Genomic DNA, 18,157 nt, shown 5'->3' on the forward strand with positions numbered 1-18,157 from the left:
TCATAGTCCTTTTACTCCCATAATCCCAGTAGATCAGTTATGTAGTTCTTAAAAATTTGCTTGCAATTGCAACTGAAGAATGCCTGTAAGCTAAAGCTTCGTATTATTATGAGTTCTTGAAAAAAGCGGATAGCTTGCACGGCATTCGGCGCGGTAAGACTATTATACATGACCAGCTTATACAATCCGTTAGCCTAGTATATAGGCCGCTTACCTTTTGAAAGTTTAATTCATCTGAGTTTTTGGAAAATATTACGCAATACTGTTAAAAGCATTCAGCGCCGATCCAATCGCGAACAGTACGGCTATAATGTCGGTTGCCTGGAAAGCGTCTGTCAACCCATTTGAAATTGAGAACGTGCCAATGAACGATGGCGTTAACCATCCGATCCGACTGTTCGTAGTATTTCATAGCTGGATAGAATGTGTTGAACGCAGTGAAACGCCTCGACCATGCTGACTTCTTCAGCATCCGGGCAACTAACGCGCCTGCCTGCTTTAATCCGAGCATTAAAACTCCATCTGGAAATAACCAAGCAAAAGTCGCCCTATCAAGGGTCGCCCATAAAAAAGCCGCTGTTTAAGCGGCTTTCTGTTATTTGGCTCTTGCCAGAGTATTTGAATATTATTCAAATGGCCGTGAATTTTTGGACAACAGCTCAAGATCCATAATGTAGGAAATTAAAAACGTATGAATTGAGCAAGCTTACCATCAAGAAAACTCGCGTCAGCAGAGTATACAGAATCAGTACCCCAACGATAAGATGTGTAGCCCCCTGAACCAACATTCTCGAGAACTCCATGACAACCTATAATTCCAACAACCTGATCATAGGTCATCCCGTCCTTGATCTGAGCTGCTTGAGAGAGAGTAACCAGGCAAGTAGGATACTTCCCCTCATCGCAAATATTAGTTCCGGGTACATAAGTGGAACAACTTAAACTATCGGGAACTGGAGGCGCTTCAGTAGAAAGAACACTAAGTGTTCCATCTGGATTTAACGCCAGTTTGACATTTGTATGCTCAACCTTGCCGCCAATCACCACCGACGGAATAGTTACGGTGTTAGCAGCGGGATCATAAGTGCTGGTAGAAGGGGAAGCCTTGGGAGCTTCAGTAGAAAGAATGCTGAATGTACCATCCGAATTGGCCTTCAATTTGACATTGACAAACTCAACCTTACCGTTAACCGCCACCTCCGGAATAGTTACCGTGCCGGTAGCCGGATCATAGGTGGTGTCTGCTGCGTGGCCAATAGTTGTTACGAACAAAGCCGTTAAAAATACCCTTGTTTTTTTTGTTTTCATGATCCTTTTTTACTCCCTTAATTTAAGTAGATTAGTTATGTGAAATTGCCGAGCGAAGACTGCCTGCGACAATTCAATTATTTCTATTATTTGTGTTTTAAAATTAAACAACTTGCATAGCGCTCGGCGCGAGAAGACTACCACAAACAATCTACCCAGACAATCCGTTAGTCTAGTGTGTATGTTGGTTACCCTTTAGAGATTTAATTCACCCGAGCCATTTTTTTAAAAATGGCTCGCGATGCCCCTCTGGAGCATTCATACGACTATTGCGTTAGCAGGTAAGCATTGGTTTTAGTGATCATACCCAATTAACACTGCCTGGATGCTCACATGGTCGGACTCAAAGGTCACCGCACAAAATACATTATCGCGCTCTGCGCCGAGTGTATCCGGCTTACCCGCTCAATTACCGGAATCTGGAGGAGATGATGGCGTAACGTTCGATCATTCCAACATCTAAGCGCAGGGGCTTGAAGTTCACGCCCTATCTGAAGGCTGTTTTCCGGAGAGGGAAGATACGCCCAGTCGGCACGAGTTGGCATATGGACGAGATATACATCAAGATCAAAAGCCAATGGAAGCAATCGTTGCGCGTGCTCCCGCCGCATGGCTCTCGAACTAGGCGAATTATCCGGCAAGCTAATCATTGTTAATAGTGAATTTTGTAACAAAAAAAACGTTAATTTTTCACTGAATTTAAAAACGCCTGATGCCAAAATAACCCCGTTGTTAAAGAAAAGGTATGCGCTCTTCTTTGCTCCCCAAGTTGGTGGCCATTTTTACCAACTTGGGCTTATTAGCTTTATTTTCGCGCAGAGAATCAAAAACAAATATAAATACAACACAGGAGCATCTCATGGTCAGAAGAAAACACATCAGCAGCGGCGACTGGCGCACCGTTGAATCGTTCTGGAACGCCAAAGGCACGGCTTTTTTCCAGGCGCCGGTCGGGGCGCAAATCAAGGTTCGGTATGGCGCCGGCTGGTTCGGCTTCGATAGCCAGAAACAAGCGCTGGACGGTGTCGCGTACAAAAAGCTGGTAGTCGGCCTGGGTTCTTTGGGTTTCGCCAGGATGCAAATCAAGGTTTCGCAAACCACCGATGTGACTTACGACGTCTACGGCGACGGCCTGGCCAGACCGCTGCCCGAAATTCAGTTTTAGCCGAACGGATTAAATAGCTGACGCCCAGCATCGATAGCATTGGTTCGCATTACGATGTATGGAACGATTTTTTGCAGTTTTTTTGCTTCTTCCTTCATTATCTCTACCCATGGTGTTTAAAGCCTGGTGTCTACCAATGAGCGAGGGCCTTGATTTCTCTCGCTCTTTTTTTGATAGCGAAAAATTAAATCGGCGAGATAAGACGCCACTTTGCGATTGCAGAAAAAATATCCCGAATCAGGCTGCCGAAAGACCGGATTTTTACAAGATGCCAATCCTGCGGGCTTACATCCCTATATTATAAATACTGACTTTCAGTTTGAACTTTAAGACGGCATCAATAGCACTGACGGAACGTTTACCATCAATATTTTCAAGAGGTACCGGCATGAAACTCGCCAAAACTTTTTCCACCATTGCCTTAATATTATCTCTGCCGGTCCAGGCAGAATCGACCAGCGCCGGCGCCGTTCTGTTCAACGGCACCGACGGCAACTGGTTCAATCCTACCAACTGGAGCTCCGGCCGCGTGCCCGGCGCCGAGGACGACGTGGTGCTGGATGCCGATGACAACGTGGTGATTGATCCGGCCCTGGGACGCACGCCGGTGCAGGTCCGCGATCTCACGATACGCGGCAAAGCGCGCCTGGAAACCTTGCCGGACACGCATCTCATCACGCGCGACGAGATCGTGCAGGACCAGGGGCAGCTTATCCACCGCAGCAGCGCTTCGGAAGGCGATACGCTCATCATCTCTGCAACCTCCGATCCGGCGGCTGGTTTTGGTTTTGCCCAAAGCGGGACGCTGCTCAATCCATCGACCCAAAGCCACCGCGATGTGATTCTAAAGACTAGCGCCACCTTGCAGTTCGGCCTGGGCGGACTCGAACCCGCAAGCCTGACTACCGGGGCTGACGGGTCTGTCCGGGTGCAAAACGGCGCAGGCCATTACGCCACCCTGACAGCGGATTTAGTCGTGCTGAACAGCAGCCAGGACCTTACCGGCCTCATCGGGCAACTGCCTCCCGGCCTGCTCTTGTCGCTACACTACGGCTTCAGACCGGCAGACGGCGACAGTTTCCAGATCATTACGGCTAACCGTCGGCTGGTCGACCAGTTCCGCGGTCTGCCCGAAGGCGCACTGGCCGGCTGCACGGATGACAACGTTGGTCTCTACATTTCCTACCTGGGAGGCGATGGCAATGACGTGGTATTGTCCGCCAAAGATACGTCACCTGAAGCCTGCCTGCTATTGCCTGCAATACAGAAAGTGCGCGAAGCCGCTGCCCGTTAAGAAGCGCGTATAGGCTTCTTCGGCTTCGCACTTATGCAAGCGCGGTTATGCTCGCAACTATGAGGCTTCTGGCGTTTGCAGGATGGGGTGAGTTCCTCATCACGCTCGGAAGTTATATGAATACAAGATGCGTACAAAGAAGCCAGTCAGGATACATTGATGCGCAGCAGCGGCGATGGCGATGGATTTATCCCTCTCGCCATCGCCGAATTTGGCCAGTAACCCTGAAAACTGGCACCATCGGTTAGCGGCGAATTTGTTGTCTGATGATCGAATTTGCCGGCGACAATAGCAATATCTATACAGGCAGCTAAACTTTAGCCTCAAGCACCAGATTGGTTGGTGTCTCTGCAGCGCGCCTTATCTGGCTGAAGCCTCCCGCATTGAGCACTTCGGTGAGCCTTTTTTGACCGGCCTGGGCGCCCAACCCAAGTCCGACCTCCTGAGACTTGGAGGCGGGCACGCAAACCATCGTTGAAAACGAATAATAAATCTGGCCTAAAGGATGGAGGTTTTCTTCCAGACTATCTCCGGCAAAAGGCTCGACCAGCATAAATGTTCCGCTATCAGACAACGTGCTTGCAATATGCTTGGCCGCGCCAACGGGATCGCCCATATCGTGCAGAGCATCGAACATCGTCACAAGATCGTAGTTTTTCCCGGGATACTCTTTCGCCGCCACGACTTCGAAAATCGTATTGCCGGCGACACCTGCGGCTCGAGCCCGCTCCCGCGCGTGTTCGATCGACGGTTCGTGATAGTCAAAGCCATGAAAAGTCGAATTAGGGAATGCCTGAGCCATAAGGATGGTCGAGGAACCATGCCCGCAGCCGACATCGGCAACTTTGGCGCCAGCTTCGAGTTTTTCTCGGACGCCATCAAGTGCCGGCAGCCATGAATCGATCAGATTCATGGCATACATCGGCCGGAAAAAACGCTCGGTGCCGCAGAACAAACATGGGCTATGATCGCTCCAGGGCAACCCTTTGCCGGAGCGAAAAACTTCAGTCAGTTTGGGTTCATCGATATAAGCGGACATGACTGCCTGGAAGAAGCCTTGCATGCAGGCCGGATGCCCCTCGGCAGCAAAAACGACGGCTTGCTCGGGCGACAATGAAAATCTGCCGGCAGCGGAATCGTAATTCACATACCCTGCCGCCGCATTGGCAGAAAGCCATTCCCGAAGATAGCGTTCGTCCATTCCAGTGCTGTCGGCCAGTTCCTGGCTGGTTGCCGGACTGATCTCGGCCAAAGCGCTGTACAGGTCAAGTTTGTCGCCGATATAGGCTATCAGCAAGCCCAATGATCCGGCTACGTCGCCAATCACTTTACCCTGCAGCTGTTCCAGCTTGCTCTCATTGATATCTGTTAAGCGTATTGCCATCTCTTTTGTCTCTGTTTATAAATACGTTGTAAGAACTTTTGGTGTTAGTGAATGGTGGAGGTCATGCTGCAAGGGCAGATATTTGCTCCCGCAATATCGGCATAAACCACATCCTTGCGGTTTATGCAAGAAGGGCTATGGGATGCGCTGAGGCACGAAGCGCATCGTTCGAGTAATTTTTTCAGCCAGACTCAGCCTGACTATTGCCATATCTACACTTTCCTAACCCGTCCTGCCTAGTGGCTTAAGCTGATATGTTACCGGCCGATCATCAGCTTGATTGAAGTTTCATGGCTTTTTCCTTACCAGATCGGCACAACCAACAGTGGCTTCCGCCCCGGACTCAACATAACAGGCGCTGACATGATCCTTGCTGAAAATACGGCCATGATTGTAGCCCTTGCTGTCTGCGCCAACCCAGGTAAACGAGGCGTTGTCAGGATAAATAGCCCCGAAAAAGTGCTTGGTTCCCCCCGAAAAAGTGAAGTGTCCTTTGAATATGCGCCCTTTCTGCTCGGAAATCTCGACAGTCTTGGCCCAGCTTGAATGCCCCTTCTGCTCTGAATAAGTAGTGTTTTCTCCGGTCCAGACACCGACCAGATTGGGGATATCTTCTTTTTTCGGCTCCGAAAAACAGGCCGGGCTGCCGATCAGGGCAGCGGCAAGCAGGAGCACTCGTGATGAAAACGTGAAGGTCTTTTTTAAGTTTTGCATAGTCAAACTCTGGTTATTGCTCTATTTAAGTATCGTTTGAACAGGCCGCCGTAAATCGGCAGCAGCAGCGCCAGCGCCGCGACGGCCGCTTTCCAGCGCACATCGGCGTCCACCGGCTTCTGCACGGCGAAATCGGGCGTTTGCAGGGCCTCGTTCAAGGCATCGATATCGGTCAGCCGGTGATAGCGCAGGCCCGCCTCCGACGCCAGCTGCTGCAGATACGGCTCGCGCAGGGAAGCCAGGTGTTCGCTGCCCGTCGCCGCCTCCCGGCCGAACGGCGCGTTGCGGGCGTCGTAGCCTTCGATTTTTTCGGGATTGAGATTGGATTCGCCGAACGAGGAGCGGTGCGGCACATCCTCGGCGCTGTAGAATCCATCGGCTTCGCCTTTGCCGTTGAATTTCGGGATGGGTACGGGCTGCAGGCCGCCAACGCCGAGAATCATGCCGTCCAGCTTACCCTTGATAGCGGAAAAATCGCTGCGATAGCGCGGATTGACGGGCGGGGCTTCCTGGCCGTCGGTCACAAACACCACTTTGGAATCGCTGTTTTGCAGGATTTCCAGCGCGCTGAGCAGACCGCCGGCGATCCGACTGTCCGCCGCCCAGGCTATGCGCCAGTCCAGTTCAGTGATGACGGCGTCCAGCTCGGCAAAGCCCGAGCAGACTTCGATCGGCTCGAACAGCAGGGTCGAGCGCCGCTCGGTAAATATGCCCAGGCCGACTTTCGACTGGCACGGCAGCTTCGGCAGCAATTCGCGCAGCGTCTGCTTGACATACTGCAGGCGGCTGACGGGGCTGTCGTCCAGCCGGTAGTCCTGCGCGTTCATACTGCGGGTAACATCGACGATGAAGGTCAGATTGTAGACAGATTGCTTCTGCCGCTCACGGGGATGCGCGAACAGCGCCAGCATAGCGGCCAGCGCCAGGACCAGGCACCAGAAGCGGTAATCCTTGTGCACGCCGGAAAAGCTCATCAAGGCAGGCCTCTGGGAAAGCCCGGCACGGTCGTCCACGGCTGCGATTTACGATTGTCGGGACTGTCGTCCTTGATGTTGACCCGATCCATTTCCGGCAGCAGGCGCATGGCGACCTCGAGGTTGTATTTGGCATCCCAGAATCGGCTGTCCAACGCCAGCGCCTGTCGGTAGGCCTGTTTCGCCAGCCCCGCCAGCGGCAGGGCTTCATTGAAATTTTTGGCTTCGGCCTGTTCGACCGCCTGCTCCAGATAGACGTTACCGAGGTTGTAGCGGATTTTGGCCTGCAGCGCACGGTCGCCCGCGTCCATGATCAGGCTCAGCGTCGCCAGGGCCTCGTCGTAACGGTGTTTGCTCTTGAAGTAAACCGCTCTCGCCAGCCTGACTTCCGGCTTGGCGCTGACCAGTTTTCCAATATCGATATCATGGCCCGAAGCCAGCTGCTCCATCCAGGCGTTCTCGCGGTCGATCCGGTACAGTGCCCACAGTTCATAAAAGACGGCGAAGCTGCTCGCCGCCAGCACGCCCCACAGCGCGGCGTTTCTCAAGGTTCTTGTCACCTTCTTACCTCACACAATTTCAAAGCCAGCAACACCAGCATCAGCCCGGCGGCCCACTGGTAACAGAGCGCCGACAAATCCTGTCTGGGGATGCGTTCGCGATAATGCCGGGGCAGATGCTCCAGCCGGTCAATGTCGGCAATGGCTTTCTGCAGGGCATCAGGGCTTTCCGCTTCATACGCCTGATAGGGAATGTTCAGGCTGGTGAAGAATAAATGCAGATAGCGTTCCGGCATCGCATCGGCGTTGTCATTGCGCGAGTCGGCCGGCCGCTCGTAAATGCCGGGGCTGTTGGCCGTGCGCAGAAAAATCCAGTACAGGCGGATCTGCTGCTGCTTGAACCATTGCCGAAGCTGCAGTTCGCTGTCCGGGTCGATGGCCGCCGCCCCGTCGGACACCAGCAGCACGATGCGTGAGCCGGTCAGCTCCCGGTCGCCGAAAAAGGACATGGCCATGGCCAGGCCCTTGCTGATATTGGTATAGGCGAGCGCGGGCGCGGCGGTGGCGTTGATGGCCGCCTGGATCGCCTGTTTGTTTTCCGTCAGCGGCAGCACGAACAGCGGCGAGGTGCTGTATTCGGCGATGCCGAGCATGTCGTGCGGGCGCCCGGCGACGAATTCGGTCAGCAGGCGCCGCGCCGCCGCGGCCTTGGATTCTTCCGCGCTATCCGGCGCCTTGCCGGCGAAGGTATTGTCCATGCTGTTGCTGCGGTCCAACAGCAAAACGATGTTGGCGCCGTGGCCGATGCGTTCGATGCTTTGCTCGGTCCGGTGCAGGCCGGCCAGACCCAGCACCAGCGCTGCGATCGTCGCCATGCCGAGTATGCGCAGCAAAATGGTCAGCCCGGTGGAAAAGGCATCGGGCGGCAGCATCGCCAGCCACGGATAAGGGCTGTGCCGCACCCCGTCATCGAACAGGGGCCACAGCATGAACAGCAGGCCCGCCAAGGCCCACGGCGTTTCGACGGCAAAATTCATTTGCTGCCCCGTTCGATCTCGCGGCAGGCTGCGCAGAGTTTTCTGAGCCGGCCCAGGGCTTCCGCACCGGGTTCGGCCTCGCCGGCGAAGAAATAGCGGTTGGAGCAGTTGAAGAACCAGTCCAGCTGCTCGCCGAGTTGCCGGTACTGCGGATGCTGCCGGTAAAACCCGGCCAGCTTGTGCTTGAACAGCGGCTGGCGGTTCAGCGCGTTCAGGGCCTCATGGAACACCGTCAGGCCCTGCTCCAGTTCCTGGCCGGACAGGCGCGCCAGTTTCCGTCCGGCGCGCTTGAAGAGGCTGCGCCGCGGCAGGCCCGGCAGATAACCGTACAGATAGGCCAGACCCGCACCGCTAGCCAAGACGATCAGGCCGGCGATGAGCAGGCCGAGCACCGGACCGTCGGTCCGCAGTGCGGGCGGCATGGCGTCGGGGCGTTTGTATTCGCCGGTGTCGTCCAGCCTTACCGCCAGCTCGCGCAGGGGCGACAGGGTAAAAGGCCAAGCCGGCACGGCCTGTTCGGCGATCTTGTCGCCCTGCCCGAGCGCCAGATTGAAGCCCGGAATGGTCAGCATTTTGACTTCATTAGGAGCATAGAAGACCTGATAGGTCAGGTCGATCGTGTAACGAAAACCGCCGCCGGCCCGGCTTTCTTCGACCTTGATGTCATTGAGATTCAGCCAGCGGTTGAGCGTCCCCGGCTTGGGCAGGCTGCCGGCTTGCAGCTTGACTCCGTTGCGGGTTTCGACCCGGATGCGGTGCTGAATCTCGTCGCCGATGACATAGCCGAACGGCCGTGGCGCGAGCAGTTCGACATCGCTGTCGGCCGGCCTGTCCGAGCAGCTGAGCAGCGTCAGCGCCAGCAGGATGCCGGTCAATAGGGTTCTCATGCAGCCCTCTGTTGAAAATAATGATCGATGTGTTCGGCTTTGTAATGCCCGTCTATGAACAAAGGCTCGGCCCCGAAGGCGCGGAATGCCTGCTGCAGCTGCCGCCGGCGCTGCTCGAAAGCCCGGACGATTTTCTGCCGCAACGCCGGGCGCATGAACAGGGTTCGCGTCGCGCCGTTTTCCATGTCCCGGTACCTGATCAGCCCCCATGCCGGCAGATCGCAGTATTCGGCACTGTCCCACAGCACCAGCGGAATCACGTCGTGCCGGTTGAGTCCGTGCATGAGTGTTTTGAGCCGGTCCGTGCCGAAATGGAAATCGGACAGCAGAAACACCAGCGCCCGGCTCGCGGGCAGCAAGCGCGCTGTTTGCGGCAGGCTTTCGCAGCCTTGTGCCGGAACATGATTTTCCAGATTTTTCGCCAGCGCCCGGACGCGTCCCATTTGCCGGCAGCCCGGCAGCAGCCAGCGCTGTTCCAGCTGCCGTCCGCAGCCGATAAAACCGAAGCTGTCGCCGTAACTGAAAGCCGAGCTGGCGGCCGACAATAGAAAATCGATCAGTATCCGCTGTTTGTTCAAGCTGCCGGAAAACGACATCGACGCGGACAGGTCGGCGATCAAGTATACATCGAGCGTGCTTTTCTGCTGGTAGACGCGCACCTGGTAACCGCCGAACGGGTCCAGCACGCTGGCGCGCAGATCGATGCGCCGGGGATCGGGCGCCGCGATCAGCGGTTCATGGCGTTTGAACAGCTGGCCGCTGCTGACCATCTGTCCCGGATGCGCGCCGGGAAAAACACTGCCTGCGGGACTTGCCAGCCGGTAGCGGAAGGTTTCGGGAGCGGTTGTCATGGCGTTTACTGCTGGCTCGCTATTAGATACATGACGGCGCCGGTGAAGACGGTGTAGGCGGGCAGGCTGTACTTGACGGGCCAATCCAGGATCAGTCCGACCAGGCCCGAATAGCCGCGGTCGCCGCGGTTGTAAATCCCCTCCCCGATCAGCCAGTACAGTGTGTTTAAAATACCGAGCGCGAGTATGGAGAAAAAACCGATATCGTCGATCAGCAACGATTTCGAGGCGAGCATGTGGTCCTTGTCGCTGAAGTGCAGGAAATGCGCAGTCCATATGCCTAATATCAAAGCGCCGATTTTGAAAGCGATCAAGCAGAATGCCTGCGCGATGCGGCGCAAGTAATGCGATACCTGAATGAGTGCGGGCAGCCGGCGCGCCAGGTAGACGGCAGGCAGCGCCATGCAGAACAGCAGCAGTCCGGTCGCGCCCAACAGCACCCAGAATTTGGTGCTGACGGCCTCGTTAATGGCGCCCGTGTAATAGGCCGCGTAAGACGCTTCCGCCAGATGGTCAAAGCCGTCGGCAATAAAAAAGCAGATAAAACTGACGCCGGCCCAGGTCAGGTACTGCTCGGCCAAATCGCCGGGTTCCGTTTTGGGTTTGATTAAATCAAAGTATTTTTTAACGCTCATGGGTTGCTACCTGAATAAATATCGCTGTTACGGCGCAGCAATCTGGTTAAGAATGCCATTGATCAATTCGGGCATCAGTTCATCCTTCCGGTAGGCGTACATCGGGCTTAAAAAAATGCGATGAGCCATCGTGACAGGATAAACCGCCTGCAGGTCCTCGGGCAGCAGGGAATTGCGCCCTTCCAGCCAGGCGCGAACCTTGGCGGCCCGGATGAAATAGCTCATGCCGCGCGGACTGGCGCCGGCCTGCAGCAGCGCGCTCATGTCCACGTCGGACAATTCGATCCCGTAGTCCTGCGGATAATGCGAGGCTTTCCACAACGCCAGGGCATAGGCGCGCAGTTTCGGCGTACCGTGTATGCTCTCTTGCAGCATGACCGCCAGATCGTTGAGTTCGTAATAAGCGATGCCGCCGGTTTCCATGCCGGCAATCAGCCGGTCGACATCGTGGAAGCGCTGATTGAACATCAGTTCGTCCAGCACCGCATCGTCCGTCGGCGTCGCCATGCCGATCTCGAACATGAAGCGGTCTCTTGCGGCGGCCGGCAGTTCGAAGGTTTCCTCTTTCTCCACGCGGTTCCTGTCGGCGAACACCTGCATGTGCGGGAATTCGTAATCGCGGTTGAAGGCGTTGATGCTGCGCTCGGCCATGGCCCGAAGCAGCAGCGAATGCACCTGCGGACGGGCGCGGTTGATCTCGTTGAAAAAGAAGGTCGCCAGCCTGCTGCCCTGTTTCAGCAACGGTCCCGGATCGACGCGCGGCTTGCCGGCCTCGTCCAGATAGGTGTAGTAGACGAGATCAGCGGGTATCAGGTCGATCGTGCCTTCGACACGTTGATATTCGCCGCCCAGGCCATGGGCGATGGCGCGCAGCAGCGTCGTCTTGCCGACGCCGACCTGGCCTTCCAGCAATACATGGCCGCGCGCGAACACGGCAAGGACGATATTGCGGACCACGGAGAGCTGGCCGATCACGATTCCGTTGATCTGTTGTTCGAACTGCAGCGCCTTGGCGCGCCAGTCGTTGAGCTGGTTGTCTGTCATGTTTGGCTATAAAAAAGCTCCGTTAAGGGGAGGTCTTAACGGAGTAAGCATGGTTTAAGTATCAAAAATTCATGAGGAATGAAGCCTGGAGCAAAGCCTATTGCTCCAGGCTTCGGTGCAGAACAGACATACAGGGGGCCACATGCCTGTCCCTATGGAAATCCTTAATTGATTTCCTCTACGTCATAAACAAACTTGCCGGTTTTGCTCAAGTGCTCCCAGCGCTTTTCATTTCGGGCCTCCATTTCCTTGATGGACTGCGCTTGTTTATTCAATTCGTTGGGATCGTGTTTCGGGTCGTACTTGCTGCCCGCGACCTTTTCCGGATAGCCCGGTTTGGGTTCCCAGCATACGCCGGGCTCCTTGCAGTTGGTGCCGTCATAAGCCGATGCGGAAAATGACAGCGTGGCCATAAGACTTGCGAAGCCGAGTAAAAGTAATTTTTTCATTGTCGTGTCCTCGTTATTTAGTGCTTAGCTGAAAAGGTACGCAATGCGTACCCTACAGCACGTGTAGGCTGGGTTGGAGCTTTAGCGGAAACCCGGCATGGGCGGCTTCGAATGCTGGGTTTATCAACCCAGCCTACCCCGGTTAAAAGCGGCGGCGCCCGGCGCGGCAAACGGGATAGATAACGGAGATGCCGTAACGTCAGTCTTTCAACCATTTGGCTTTTTTCGGGTCGCCTTTGTAGATGTCCCGTAAAAAGGCCATGATATGCAGCATCTCATCGGTGCTGAAGTTGACGTATTGCGGTCCCATCATGCCGTTGGCGCCGCCGAACAGCAGTTCGAACAAGCCCTTGTCGGTGGCGTTAGCCGGATAGGTCCAGTAGTCGTCCGCCAGACCGGGACCCAACTTGCCTTCCGCTTCATGACCGTGGCAGCCGGAGCAGCCCGTCATGTAAAGGCTTTTACCCTTCTCGACGGCTTCCTTATCGCTGTTATAAGGGTTTTTGCCGGTCTGCATGAATTGCTTGAACGCATCCGTGTGTCCGCCGGACTTGGCGACGCTCATGTCCAGCACTTCGCCGGTGATGGCATGGTGCAGCGTGATGTCCGCCTGTGCGATAGGGCTGGACAAAGCCAGGGTCGCGAGTACGGCGGCTGTTAAATTGTTATATTTCATTTTGTTGTTAATCCTGTTTCTTCATGGCTAAAGCGGGTTCCGGTTCGGGCAGCAGGGGAATCCCTTCTGCTTCGAGAATCTGCCTTATATCCTGTTGTCGTTTTTCGATAACCTGATTCAACTGCGCCAGCAGGGCTTCGTCGCCTTTGCGCACGCCCATGGAGGTGCTGTAGTGAAAGCCTACCTTCTCGCCGTCGGCGCGCGTATTGTTGTCAGGGATCACTGTCACCTTCAGCGACGTTGCCGACTCCTTGACATAACGGGCGCTGGCCGGCCCCCACAGCACGGCGACTTCAGCACGGCCCGATGCGACCTCGGAAACCAGTTTGGCGTTGTCGTACTTGACGTACTGGTTGCGCCGGGACTTGTAGCCCACCAGTTCCTGCTCGTAATTGAACATGTCGTTGTAGCGACCGATGGCACGCATCATGACTTCAGCCGGCGAACCCGGCACATAGGCGATGCGTTCAGCCTTGCGCAGGATTTCGCTGTCCCAGTTCTGCAGGTCCAGATTGTCGTTCTGGCGCGTGATGAACACGTAGCCGGAGCGGTAATAAGGCCGCGTGGTCAGTACCCGCGGATCGCCGGCATCCATGCCGATGGAAACGTCGCAAAGCCCTTTGTCCAGGTAATCGCGCAAGTAGAAGCGCGGATCGGTCCAGGTCACGTATTCGACTTTCCGGCCCAGTTCCTCGCCGACCAGTTGCGCCAGCTTGTTCTCGAAGCCTTCCCCTTTTTTATTGGAGTACGGCATTTCGTCTTCCGCGGCGCAGACTTTCAACGGTTCCTGAGCGAAAGCGCCGGATGCCGCAACACCCAGCGCCATAGATAGAGCAGTTAAAATTGTTGCTTTGAATCGCATATTGTCCTCGTGGCAATGGCGGGCGGAAATCATCCGCCCGCCCTACGTTTTCAGATACTTAAAGCGAGAACACCATGACGCCGCCGCCCATCTGGGTGTAGTGCGCCAGTTCCTTGAACGCACCGACCGCACCGAGGCCGGCTGTCGGATCTTTCAGGTCGAAGACCAGACCGACGCCGGGCCAGCCGCCTACGCCGTAGTAAATCGCGACATACTGCTTGCCGTCGTGTTTATAGGTAATCGGATGGCCGATCACGCCGGAAGGCAGCTTGAATTTCCACAGCTCTTCGCCGGTTCTGGAGTTGAGCGCCTTGATGTAGCCGTCCAGCGTGCCGTAGAACACGAGGTCGCCCGCCGTTGCCGTGGTGCCGCCCCAGACCGCGAATTTTTCCTGGACTTCCCATTCGAATTCGCCGGTGACCGCATTCATGGCCTTGACCTGGCCCAAGGTGCCTTTAGGTCCCGGATACATGTTCAAGGTAGCGCCGACGAAGAACTGGCCGGCGCGGTAAGGCAGCATGAACGGTTCCCAGTCCATGCAGATGTGGTTCACGCCCATGAAGAACAGTTGCTTGGTCGGGTCGTAGGACTCGATGCCCTGGTTGTGATAGCCCATGGCCGAAGGACAGATGCCTTTGGCTTCATGATCCATGTGCGTCGAATACTCGGGGTCACGTACCGGCAGACCCGTTTTCAGGTCCACGTGCTTGACCCAGTTGACGGTGTTGTCGATTTTAAAGGCGTTGACCAGATCGCCGTTTTCACGGTTCAGGGTATAAACCAGTCCGTTGCGGTCAGGATGGGTCAGCAACTTGGTCATTTTGCCGTTGACCATCTGCTCGGACAGACCCATGTAGTTGACGCCGGCGTAATCCCACTCGTCATGAGGCGTTTTCTGATAGCCGAATTTCGCTTCGCCGCTATCGATGTCGCGCCCCCAGATGGTCATGGTCCACTTGTTGTCGCCGGGACGCATGGTTTCGTTCCATGGCGCCGGGTTGCCTGATCCGTAGTAGAGCATTCTCAGGTCGGGATCATAGGCGTACCAGCCCCAGTTGGTGCCGCCGCCGATTTTCCAGGCGTCGCCTTCCCAGGTTTTCAGACCCAGGCCGAACTGGCCGTAATGCGGGTTGGCCTTGTTGAAGTCTTTCGACAATTTGATGTCTTCATCGGGACCGGTCGCGTAAACGCGCCAAGCCTGTTTGCCGTCCTTGATGTTATAGGCAGTCGCATAGCCCCTGACGCCCAGTTCGGCGCCGGACGTGCCGACGATGACCTTGTCCTCGGCGACAAACGGCGCGACGGTCAGTGTCGAGCCCATCGCGATATCGGAGTTCTCCATTTTCCACAGCTGTTCGCCGGTTTTCGCGTTCAGCGCGACGATATGGCCGTCAAGCTGGTTCAGGAAAATCGTTGCGGGATAATCCTTGCCCTGCGGCGCATAAGCCAGACCGCGGTTGACCACGTCGCAACAGGCTACCGCACGGGCTGCCGGATTCTGCTTGGGCTTGAACTCCCACAGGATTTTGTCGGGATTGTTCAGGTCGATGGCGAAAACGTTGTTTGGATAAGGCGTATGAACATACATGATGCCGTCAACGACCAAAGGCCCGCCTTCGTGGCCGTTCAGCACGCCGGTTGAAAAACTCCAGGCTGGCTTCAGGTTCTTGACGTTGGTGATATTGATGTCATACAACTCGCTGTAATGTGTGGAACCGTAATCCTTGGTCTGCATCACCCAATTGGTGTTCTGGCGCGACATCTTGTCCAGCTCTTTATTGGCCTGCGCCGGTTGCGACAACGCCAACAGGATGCCCGACATCAACGCCGTAGTCGTCCCCACATGACGAGCAAATTTCGAAATCCGCATATTTCCTCCAGGTTATTTTATGCACTGATTAATAAGGCCTAGCCATGCGCGCCGATGGTGTTTGTTTGTGAGAACTTGCAGCAGTCAGCTTTCTTGATCAAAACGAAATGCCTAATGGTTCACCGGCGCGCAAGGCTATGCTGGACGGGAATGATACGGGAGGCGGCTGTGCCCGGGTTACGGAATAAGCCCCGAAATGACCGGGAAAATTGCATCAAATACCCATGAAATTTTCCCCCATCTGATCCGCATCAATAAAAAGGAAAAGCTCCCATAGCCTTGTCCGTCAAAACGACGCATCATGAATTAATTTGTAGGGGAGTAACTGAGTGTCACGCAAGATCGATGTATTATTGGTGGACGACCATGCCGTCGTCCGGGCAGGCTACAAGACCTATCTGGCGTTATCCGATAACATCGGGAAAATTTATGAAGCCGATCGGGGCGAAACAGCCTGTCAGCTTTTCAGCCAGTACCAGCCGGATATCGTGGTGCTGGATCTGTCGATGCCAGGCATCGGCGGTTTTGAAACCATCAGGCGGCTGCTCAGCCGGGAGCCGAACTGCAAGATACTGGTGTTCAGCATTCATGACGCGCTGACCTATGCTTCGCGCGCCATCAAGGCCGGCGCCAAGGGCTATATCACCAAAAACAGCATGCCCGAGACGCTGGTGACGGCGGTCTGTAAAATTGCCGGCGGCGGCACGTATGTGGACCCGGAGCTGGCGCAGCAGCTGGCGATCACGATGGGGACGGGCCATGACGAATCGGAAAAGCTCAGATTGCTGTCGCCTCGGGAATTCGATGTCTTCTGCCTGCTGGCACGGGGCTACAACACGCACAAGGCCGCCGAAAAACTCTGCCTGAGCTACAAGACGGTCTGCAACCACGGCACGGCCATCAAGGAAAAACTGGGCGTGACCACGATCGCCGAACTGACCCTGCTGGCCGGCAGGCAGGGGATTTTGGAGCATGAGGTGGAGTGAGGGTTGATGTACCTGTTGCGGCCGAATTCGATGGATTCGAACCAGCGGATCAATATAAATGCCGGGCTATCTTCCGAGGCGATGGATGCGCCTCACGGCATCGGCAGCATCCTGTAAAGACAACAACCTTATCGCGTTGATAGACACGCTCTCCGCCTCTAATTATAATCAGGACGAATATCTATCTGGACATTTTTTTAGACATAAAACATAAAAAATAAATACAACGTTTTGTATTATAAAAATTTTTAACTAAAAAATAATGGACATTAACGGAGACATAAATTGTGATATTTTCCCTTGGGGAATATGAGGAACATCCAGTTCGCATAGAAACTGACCGTTTCGGGCCGTTTGATTTGCAAATAGGCTGTAACATGCAAACTTTGGAAACGCTTTTATTGCGGGTGAATGATGCCCATCAGCGCTTTCACACCTCACCATTGTCGCCCATTGCCAATCATTTGGAAAAAGAAGTCATCGTCAGCAGTGTTTACGGCACCAACAGTATTGAAGGCGGCGCACTGAGTAAGACCGAAACACAATCAGCACTGGAACTCGATCCATCGAAAATTCAGGACATCGAACAACGCCGGGTCCTTAACCTTAAACAGGCTTATCAATTAAGCCGTCAGGCGGCATCTGATCCCAACTGGCAGTTGGATGTGGAATTTATTAAAACCATGCATGCCGCCATAACCGACCAATTACCTCATGAGCGCAACCAAGCTGGGGTTTTGCGCGATAATTCAAAATCAATCACCACTTATGTCGGTGATCCGGCACATGGTGGACGTTATAAACCGCCTCAATACGGCAAGGATATTATCAAGCTGTTGGAAGCCCTGGTGGACTGGCACCAGCAACTGAAGGACCAGCAGATTCCCGCGCTGATTCGGGCGCCTTTAGTCCACTTATATTATGAATTGATTCACCCCTTCTGGGACGGCAATGGCCGTGTCGGCCGCGTGCTGGAAGCCACGCTGCTCCAAGCGGAAGGCTTTAAGTACGCGCCCTTTGCTCTGGCGCACTATTATTTTGAAAACATAGACAAATACTTCACCCTATTCAATCTGTGTCGCAAACAGGCCATGAAAAAATGCCCTTCTCCCAATACCGCCTTTGTGGAATTTTTTCTGCAAGGCATGCTGATCAGCCTGAATAAATTGCATGACCGAGCCAATAATCTCATTAACATCTTGCTGTTTGAAATAGAAATCAAGCGCCGGCATGACCAGAAAAAAATTAACGCTCGGCAATACGCCATTGTCAGCCAGGTCTTGAATACGGGACCGATTCCGTTATCAGACTTACGGCAAGCGCCCTGGTATATGGCGCTGTATGAAAACCGGACTGATAAAACCAAGCAGCGGGATTTAACCACGCTACGAGAACTGGGGCTAGTGAAGCTGGATAATGAAAAACGGCTTTGGCCTGGATATTTTGATATAGCGTAATCAAGCCCGATAGGATAATGGTATGGACTCCTCCTCTTCCCTGCGGCATCACGATGTGCCAAAG

Annotated in this window: 20 protein-coding genes; 6 read left to right on the plus strand and 14 right to left on the minus strand. The window is 54.7% G+C overall.

What is annotated here, in order from left to right; all coding sequences use genetic code 11:
* Positions 1-453 precede the first annotated feature (453 nt).
* Positions 454-672, plus strand: a complete 219-nt coding sequence (locus tag IT781_RS14485) for a hypothetical protein (RefSeq protein ID WP_194970883.1) — start codon at positions 454-456, stop codon at positions 670-672.
* Between the two features lie 9 nt (positions 673-681).
* Here IT781_RS14485 and IT781_RS14490 read toward each other — a convergent pair whose 3' ends face one another.
* Positions 682-1,308: a hypothetical protein gene (locus IT781_RS14490; RefSeq protein ID WP_194970884.1), complete on the minus strand. Its 627-nt coding sequence runs from the start codon at positions 1,306-1,308 to the stop codon at positions 682-684.
* A gap of 609 nt (positions 1,309-1,917) precedes the next feature.
* On the opposite strand from IT781_RS14490, the gene IT781_RS14495 reads away from it, so the two are divergent.
* The 3 genes from IT781_RS14495 to IT781_RS14505 all read left to right on the plus strand — a co-directional run bounded on the left by IT781_RS14495 (position 1,918) and on the right by IT781_RS14505 (position 3,767).
* Positions 1,918-2,214, plus strand: coding sequence for a hypothetical protein (locus tag IT781_RS14495; protein WP_194970885.1), 297 nt, complete (start codon positions 1,918-1,920; stop codon positions 2,212-2,214).
* Positions 2,168-2,473 carry a hypothetical protein gene (locus IT781_RS14500; RefSeq protein ID WP_194970886.1) on the plus strand — a complete coding sequence of 102 codons (306 nt, stop codon included), beginning with the start codon at positions 2,168-2,170 and terminating at the stop codon, positions 2,471-2,473. Before IT781_RS14495 ends, IT781_RS14500 begins: the two co-directional genes overlap by 47 nt.
* A gap of 388 nt (positions 2,474-2,861) precedes the next feature.
* A complete protein-coding gene (locus tag IT781_RS14505; RefSeq protein ID WP_194970887.1) occupies positions 2,862-3,767 on the plus strand; it encodes a G8 domain-containing protein in 906 nt (301 codons plus the stop codon).
* 310 nt (positions 3,768-4,077) lie between these two features.
* On the opposite strand, the gene IT781_RS14510 is transcribed toward IT781_RS14505, so the two are convergent.
* The 13 genes from IT781_RS14510 to IT781_RS14570 form a co-directional block, all read right to left on the minus strand.
* Positions 4,078-5,151: a class I SAM-dependent methyltransferase gene (locus IT781_RS14510; RefSeq protein WP_194970888.1), complete on the minus strand. Its 1,074-nt coding sequence runs from the start codon at positions 5,149-5,151 to the stop codon at positions 4,078-4,080.
* A 288-nt stretch (positions 5,152-5,439) separates the two neighbouring features.
* Positions 5,440-5,865, minus strand: coding sequence for a hypothetical protein (locus tag IT781_RS14515; RefSeq protein WP_194970889.1), 426 nt, complete (start codon positions 5,863-5,865; stop codon positions 5,440-5,442).
* Positions 5,866-5,867: 2 nt separating this feature from the next.
* A complete protein-coding gene (locus IT781_RS14520; RefSeq protein WP_194970890.1) occupies positions 5,868-6,839 on the minus strand; it encodes a vWA domain-containing protein in 972 nt (323 codons plus the stop codon).
* Positions 6,839-7,399 carry an MxaK protein gene (locus tag IT781_RS14525; RefSeq protein WP_194970891.1) on the minus strand — a complete coding sequence of 187 codons (561 nt, stop codon included), beginning with the start codon at positions 7,397-7,399 and terminating at the stop codon, positions 6,839-6,841. Before IT781_RS14525 ends, IT781_RS14520 begins: the two co-directional genes overlap by 1 nt.
* On the minus strand, positions 7,396-8,376 hold the full coding sequence (locus IT781_RS14530) for a vWA domain-containing protein (protein WP_194970892.1): 981 nt from the start codon (positions 8,374-8,376) through the stop codon (positions 7,396-7,398). The genes IT781_RS14525 and IT781_RS14530 overlap by 4 nt, the downstream gene beginning before the upstream one ends.
* Positions 8,373-9,263, minus strand: coding sequence for a nonribosomal peptide synthetase MxaA (locus IT781_RS14535; protein ID WP_194970893.1), 891 nt, complete (start codon positions 9,261-9,263; stop codon positions 8,373-8,375). Before IT781_RS14535 ends, IT781_RS14530 begins: the two co-directional genes overlap by 4 nt.
* The gene (locus tag IT781_RS14540) at positions 9,260-10,114 is read right to left on the minus strand and encodes a DUF58 domain-containing protein (protein WP_194970894.1); all 855 of its coding nucleotides are present in this window, start codon (positions 10,112-10,114) and stop codon (positions 9,260-9,262) included. The genes IT781_RS14535 and IT781_RS14540 overlap by 4 nt, the downstream gene beginning before the upstream one ends.
* A gap of 5 nt (positions 10,115-10,119) precedes the next feature.
* On the minus strand, positions 10,120-10,749 hold the full coding sequence (locus IT781_RS14545; protein ID WP_194970895.1) for an MxaP protein: 630 nt from the start codon (positions 10,747-10,749) through the stop codon (positions 10,120-10,122).
* Positions 10,750-10,776: 27 nt separating this feature from the next.
* The gene (locus IT781_RS14550) at positions 10,777-11,793 is read right to left on the minus strand and encodes a MoxR family ATPase (RefSeq protein WP_194970896.1); all 1,017 of its coding nucleotides are present in this window, start codon (positions 11,791-11,793) and stop codon (positions 10,777-10,779) included.
* A gap of 164 nt (positions 11,794-11,957) precedes the next feature.
* Complete coding sequence (locus IT781_RS14555; protein ID WP_027158517.1) at positions 11,958-12,242, minus strand: methanol dehydrogenase [cytochrome c] subunit; 285 nt, start codon at positions 12,240-12,242, stop codon at positions 11,958-11,960.
* Between the two features lie 199 nt (positions 12,243-12,441).
* On the minus strand, positions 12,442-12,918 hold the full coding sequence (moxG, locus tag IT781_RS14560) for a cytochrome c(L), periplasmic (RefSeq protein ID WP_194970897.1): 477 nt from the start codon (positions 12,916-12,918) through the stop codon (positions 12,442-12,444).
* 7 nt (positions 12,919-12,925) lie between these two features.
* Positions 12,926-13,780 carry a methanol oxidation system protein MoxJ gene (moxJ, locus tag IT781_RS14565; RefSeq protein WP_228779167.1) on the minus strand — a complete coding sequence of 285 codons (855 nt, stop codon included), beginning with the start codon at positions 13,778-13,780 and terminating at the stop codon, positions 12,926-12,928.
* 58 nt (positions 13,781-13,838) lie between these two features.
* On the minus strand, positions 13,839-15,650 hold the full coding sequence (locus tag IT781_RS14570) for a methanol/ethanol family PQQ-dependent dehydrogenase (protein WP_305076259.1): 1,812 nt from the start codon (positions 15,648-15,650) through the stop codon (positions 13,839-13,841).
* 329 nt (positions 15,651-15,979) lie between these two features.
* On the opposite strand from IT781_RS14570, the gene IT781_RS14575 reads away from it, so the two are divergent.
* Together IT781_RS14575 and IT781_RS14580 are read left to right on the plus strand one after the other, a co-directional pair.
* On the plus strand, positions 15,980-16,636 hold the full coding sequence (locus IT781_RS14575) for a response regulator transcription factor (protein WP_194970899.1): 657 nt from the start codon (positions 15,980-15,982) through the stop codon (positions 16,634-16,636).
* Between the two features lie 377 nt (positions 16,637-17,013).
* Complete coding sequence (locus IT781_RS14580) at positions 17,014-18,093, plus strand: Fic family protein (RefSeq protein WP_194970900.1); 1,080 nt, start codon at positions 17,014-17,016, stop codon at positions 18,091-18,093.
* Positions 18,094-18,157 lie beyond the last annotated feature (64 nt).

Source organism: Methylobacter sp. BlB1 (genome assembly GCF_015476545.1).
Lineage (GTDB): Bacteria > Pseudomonadota > Gammaproteobacteria > Methylococcales > Methylomonadaceae > Methylobacter.

Excerpts from the sequence above, each read along its gene's own strand:
- IT781_RS14485 (WP_194970883.1), top strand. The coding sequence starts at position 454 with ATGCTGACTTCTTCAGCATCCGGGCAACTAACGCGCCTGCCTGCTTTA.
- IT781_RS14490 (WP_194970884.1), bottom strand. The coding sequence starts at position 1,308 with ATGAAAACAAAAAAAACAAGGGTATTTTTAACGGCTTTGTTCGTAACA.
- IT781_RS14495 (WP_194970885.1), top strand. The coding sequence starts at position 1,918 with ATGGCTCTCGAACTAGGCGAATTATCCGGCAAGCTAATCATTGTTAAT.
- IT781_RS14500 (WP_194970886.1), top strand. The coding sequence starts at position 2,168 with ATGGTCAGAAGAAAACACATCAGCAGCGGCGACTGGCGCACCGTTGAA.
- IT781_RS14505 (WP_194970887.1), top strand. The coding sequence starts at position 2,862 with ATGAAACTCGCCAAAACTTTTTCCACCATTGCCTTAATATTATCTCTG.
- IT781_RS14510 (WP_194970888.1), bottom strand. The coding sequence starts at position 5,151 with ATGGCAATACGCTTAACAGATATCAATGAGAGCAAGCTGGAACAGCTG.
- IT781_RS14515 (WP_194970889.1), bottom strand. The coding sequence starts at position 5,865 with ATGCAAAACTTAAAAAAGACCTTCACGTTTTCATCACGAGTGCTCCTG.
- IT781_RS14520 (WP_194970890.1), bottom strand. The coding sequence starts at position 6,839 with ATGAGCTTTTCCGGCGTGCACAAGGATTACCGCTTCTGGTGCCTGGTC.
- IT781_RS14530 (WP_194970892.1), bottom strand. The coding sequence starts at position 8,376 with ATGAATTTTGCCGTCGAAACGCCGTGGGCCTTGGCGGGCCTGCTGTTC.
- IT781_RS14535 (WP_194970893.1), bottom strand. The coding sequence starts at position 9,263 with ATGAGAACCCTATTGACCGGCATCCTGCTGGCGCTGACGCTGCTCAGC.
- IT781_RS14540 (WP_194970894.1), bottom strand. The coding sequence starts at position 10,114 with ATGACAACCGCTCCCGAAACCTTCCGCTACCGGCTGGCAAGTCCCGCA.
- IT781_RS14545 (WP_194970895.1), bottom strand. The coding sequence starts at position 10,749 with ATGAGCGTTAAAAAATACTTTGATTTAATCAAACCCAAAACGGAACCC.
- IT781_RS14550 (WP_194970896.1), bottom strand. The coding sequence starts at position 11,793 with ATGACAGACAACCAGCTCAACGACTGGCGCGCCAAGGCGCTGCAGTTC.
- IT781_RS14555 (WP_027158517.1), bottom strand. The coding sequence starts at position 12,242 with ATGAAAAAATTACTTTTACTCGGCTTCGCAAGTCTTATGGCCACGCTG.
- moxG (WP_194970897.1), bottom strand. The coding sequence starts at position 12,918 with ATGAAATATAACAATTTAACAGCCGCCGTACTCGCGACCCTGGCTTTG.
- moxJ (WP_228779167.1), bottom strand. The coding sequence starts at position 13,780 with ATGCGATTCAAAGCAACAATTTTAACTGCTCTATCTATGGCGCTGGGT.
- IT781_RS14570 (WP_305076259.1), bottom strand. The coding sequence starts at position 15,650 with ATGCGGATTTCGAAATTTGCTCGTCATGTGGGGACGACTACGGCGTTG.
- IT781_RS14580 (WP_194970900.1), top strand. The coding sequence starts at position 17,014 with ATGCAAACTTTGGAAACGCTTTTATTGCGGGTGAATGATGCCCATCAG.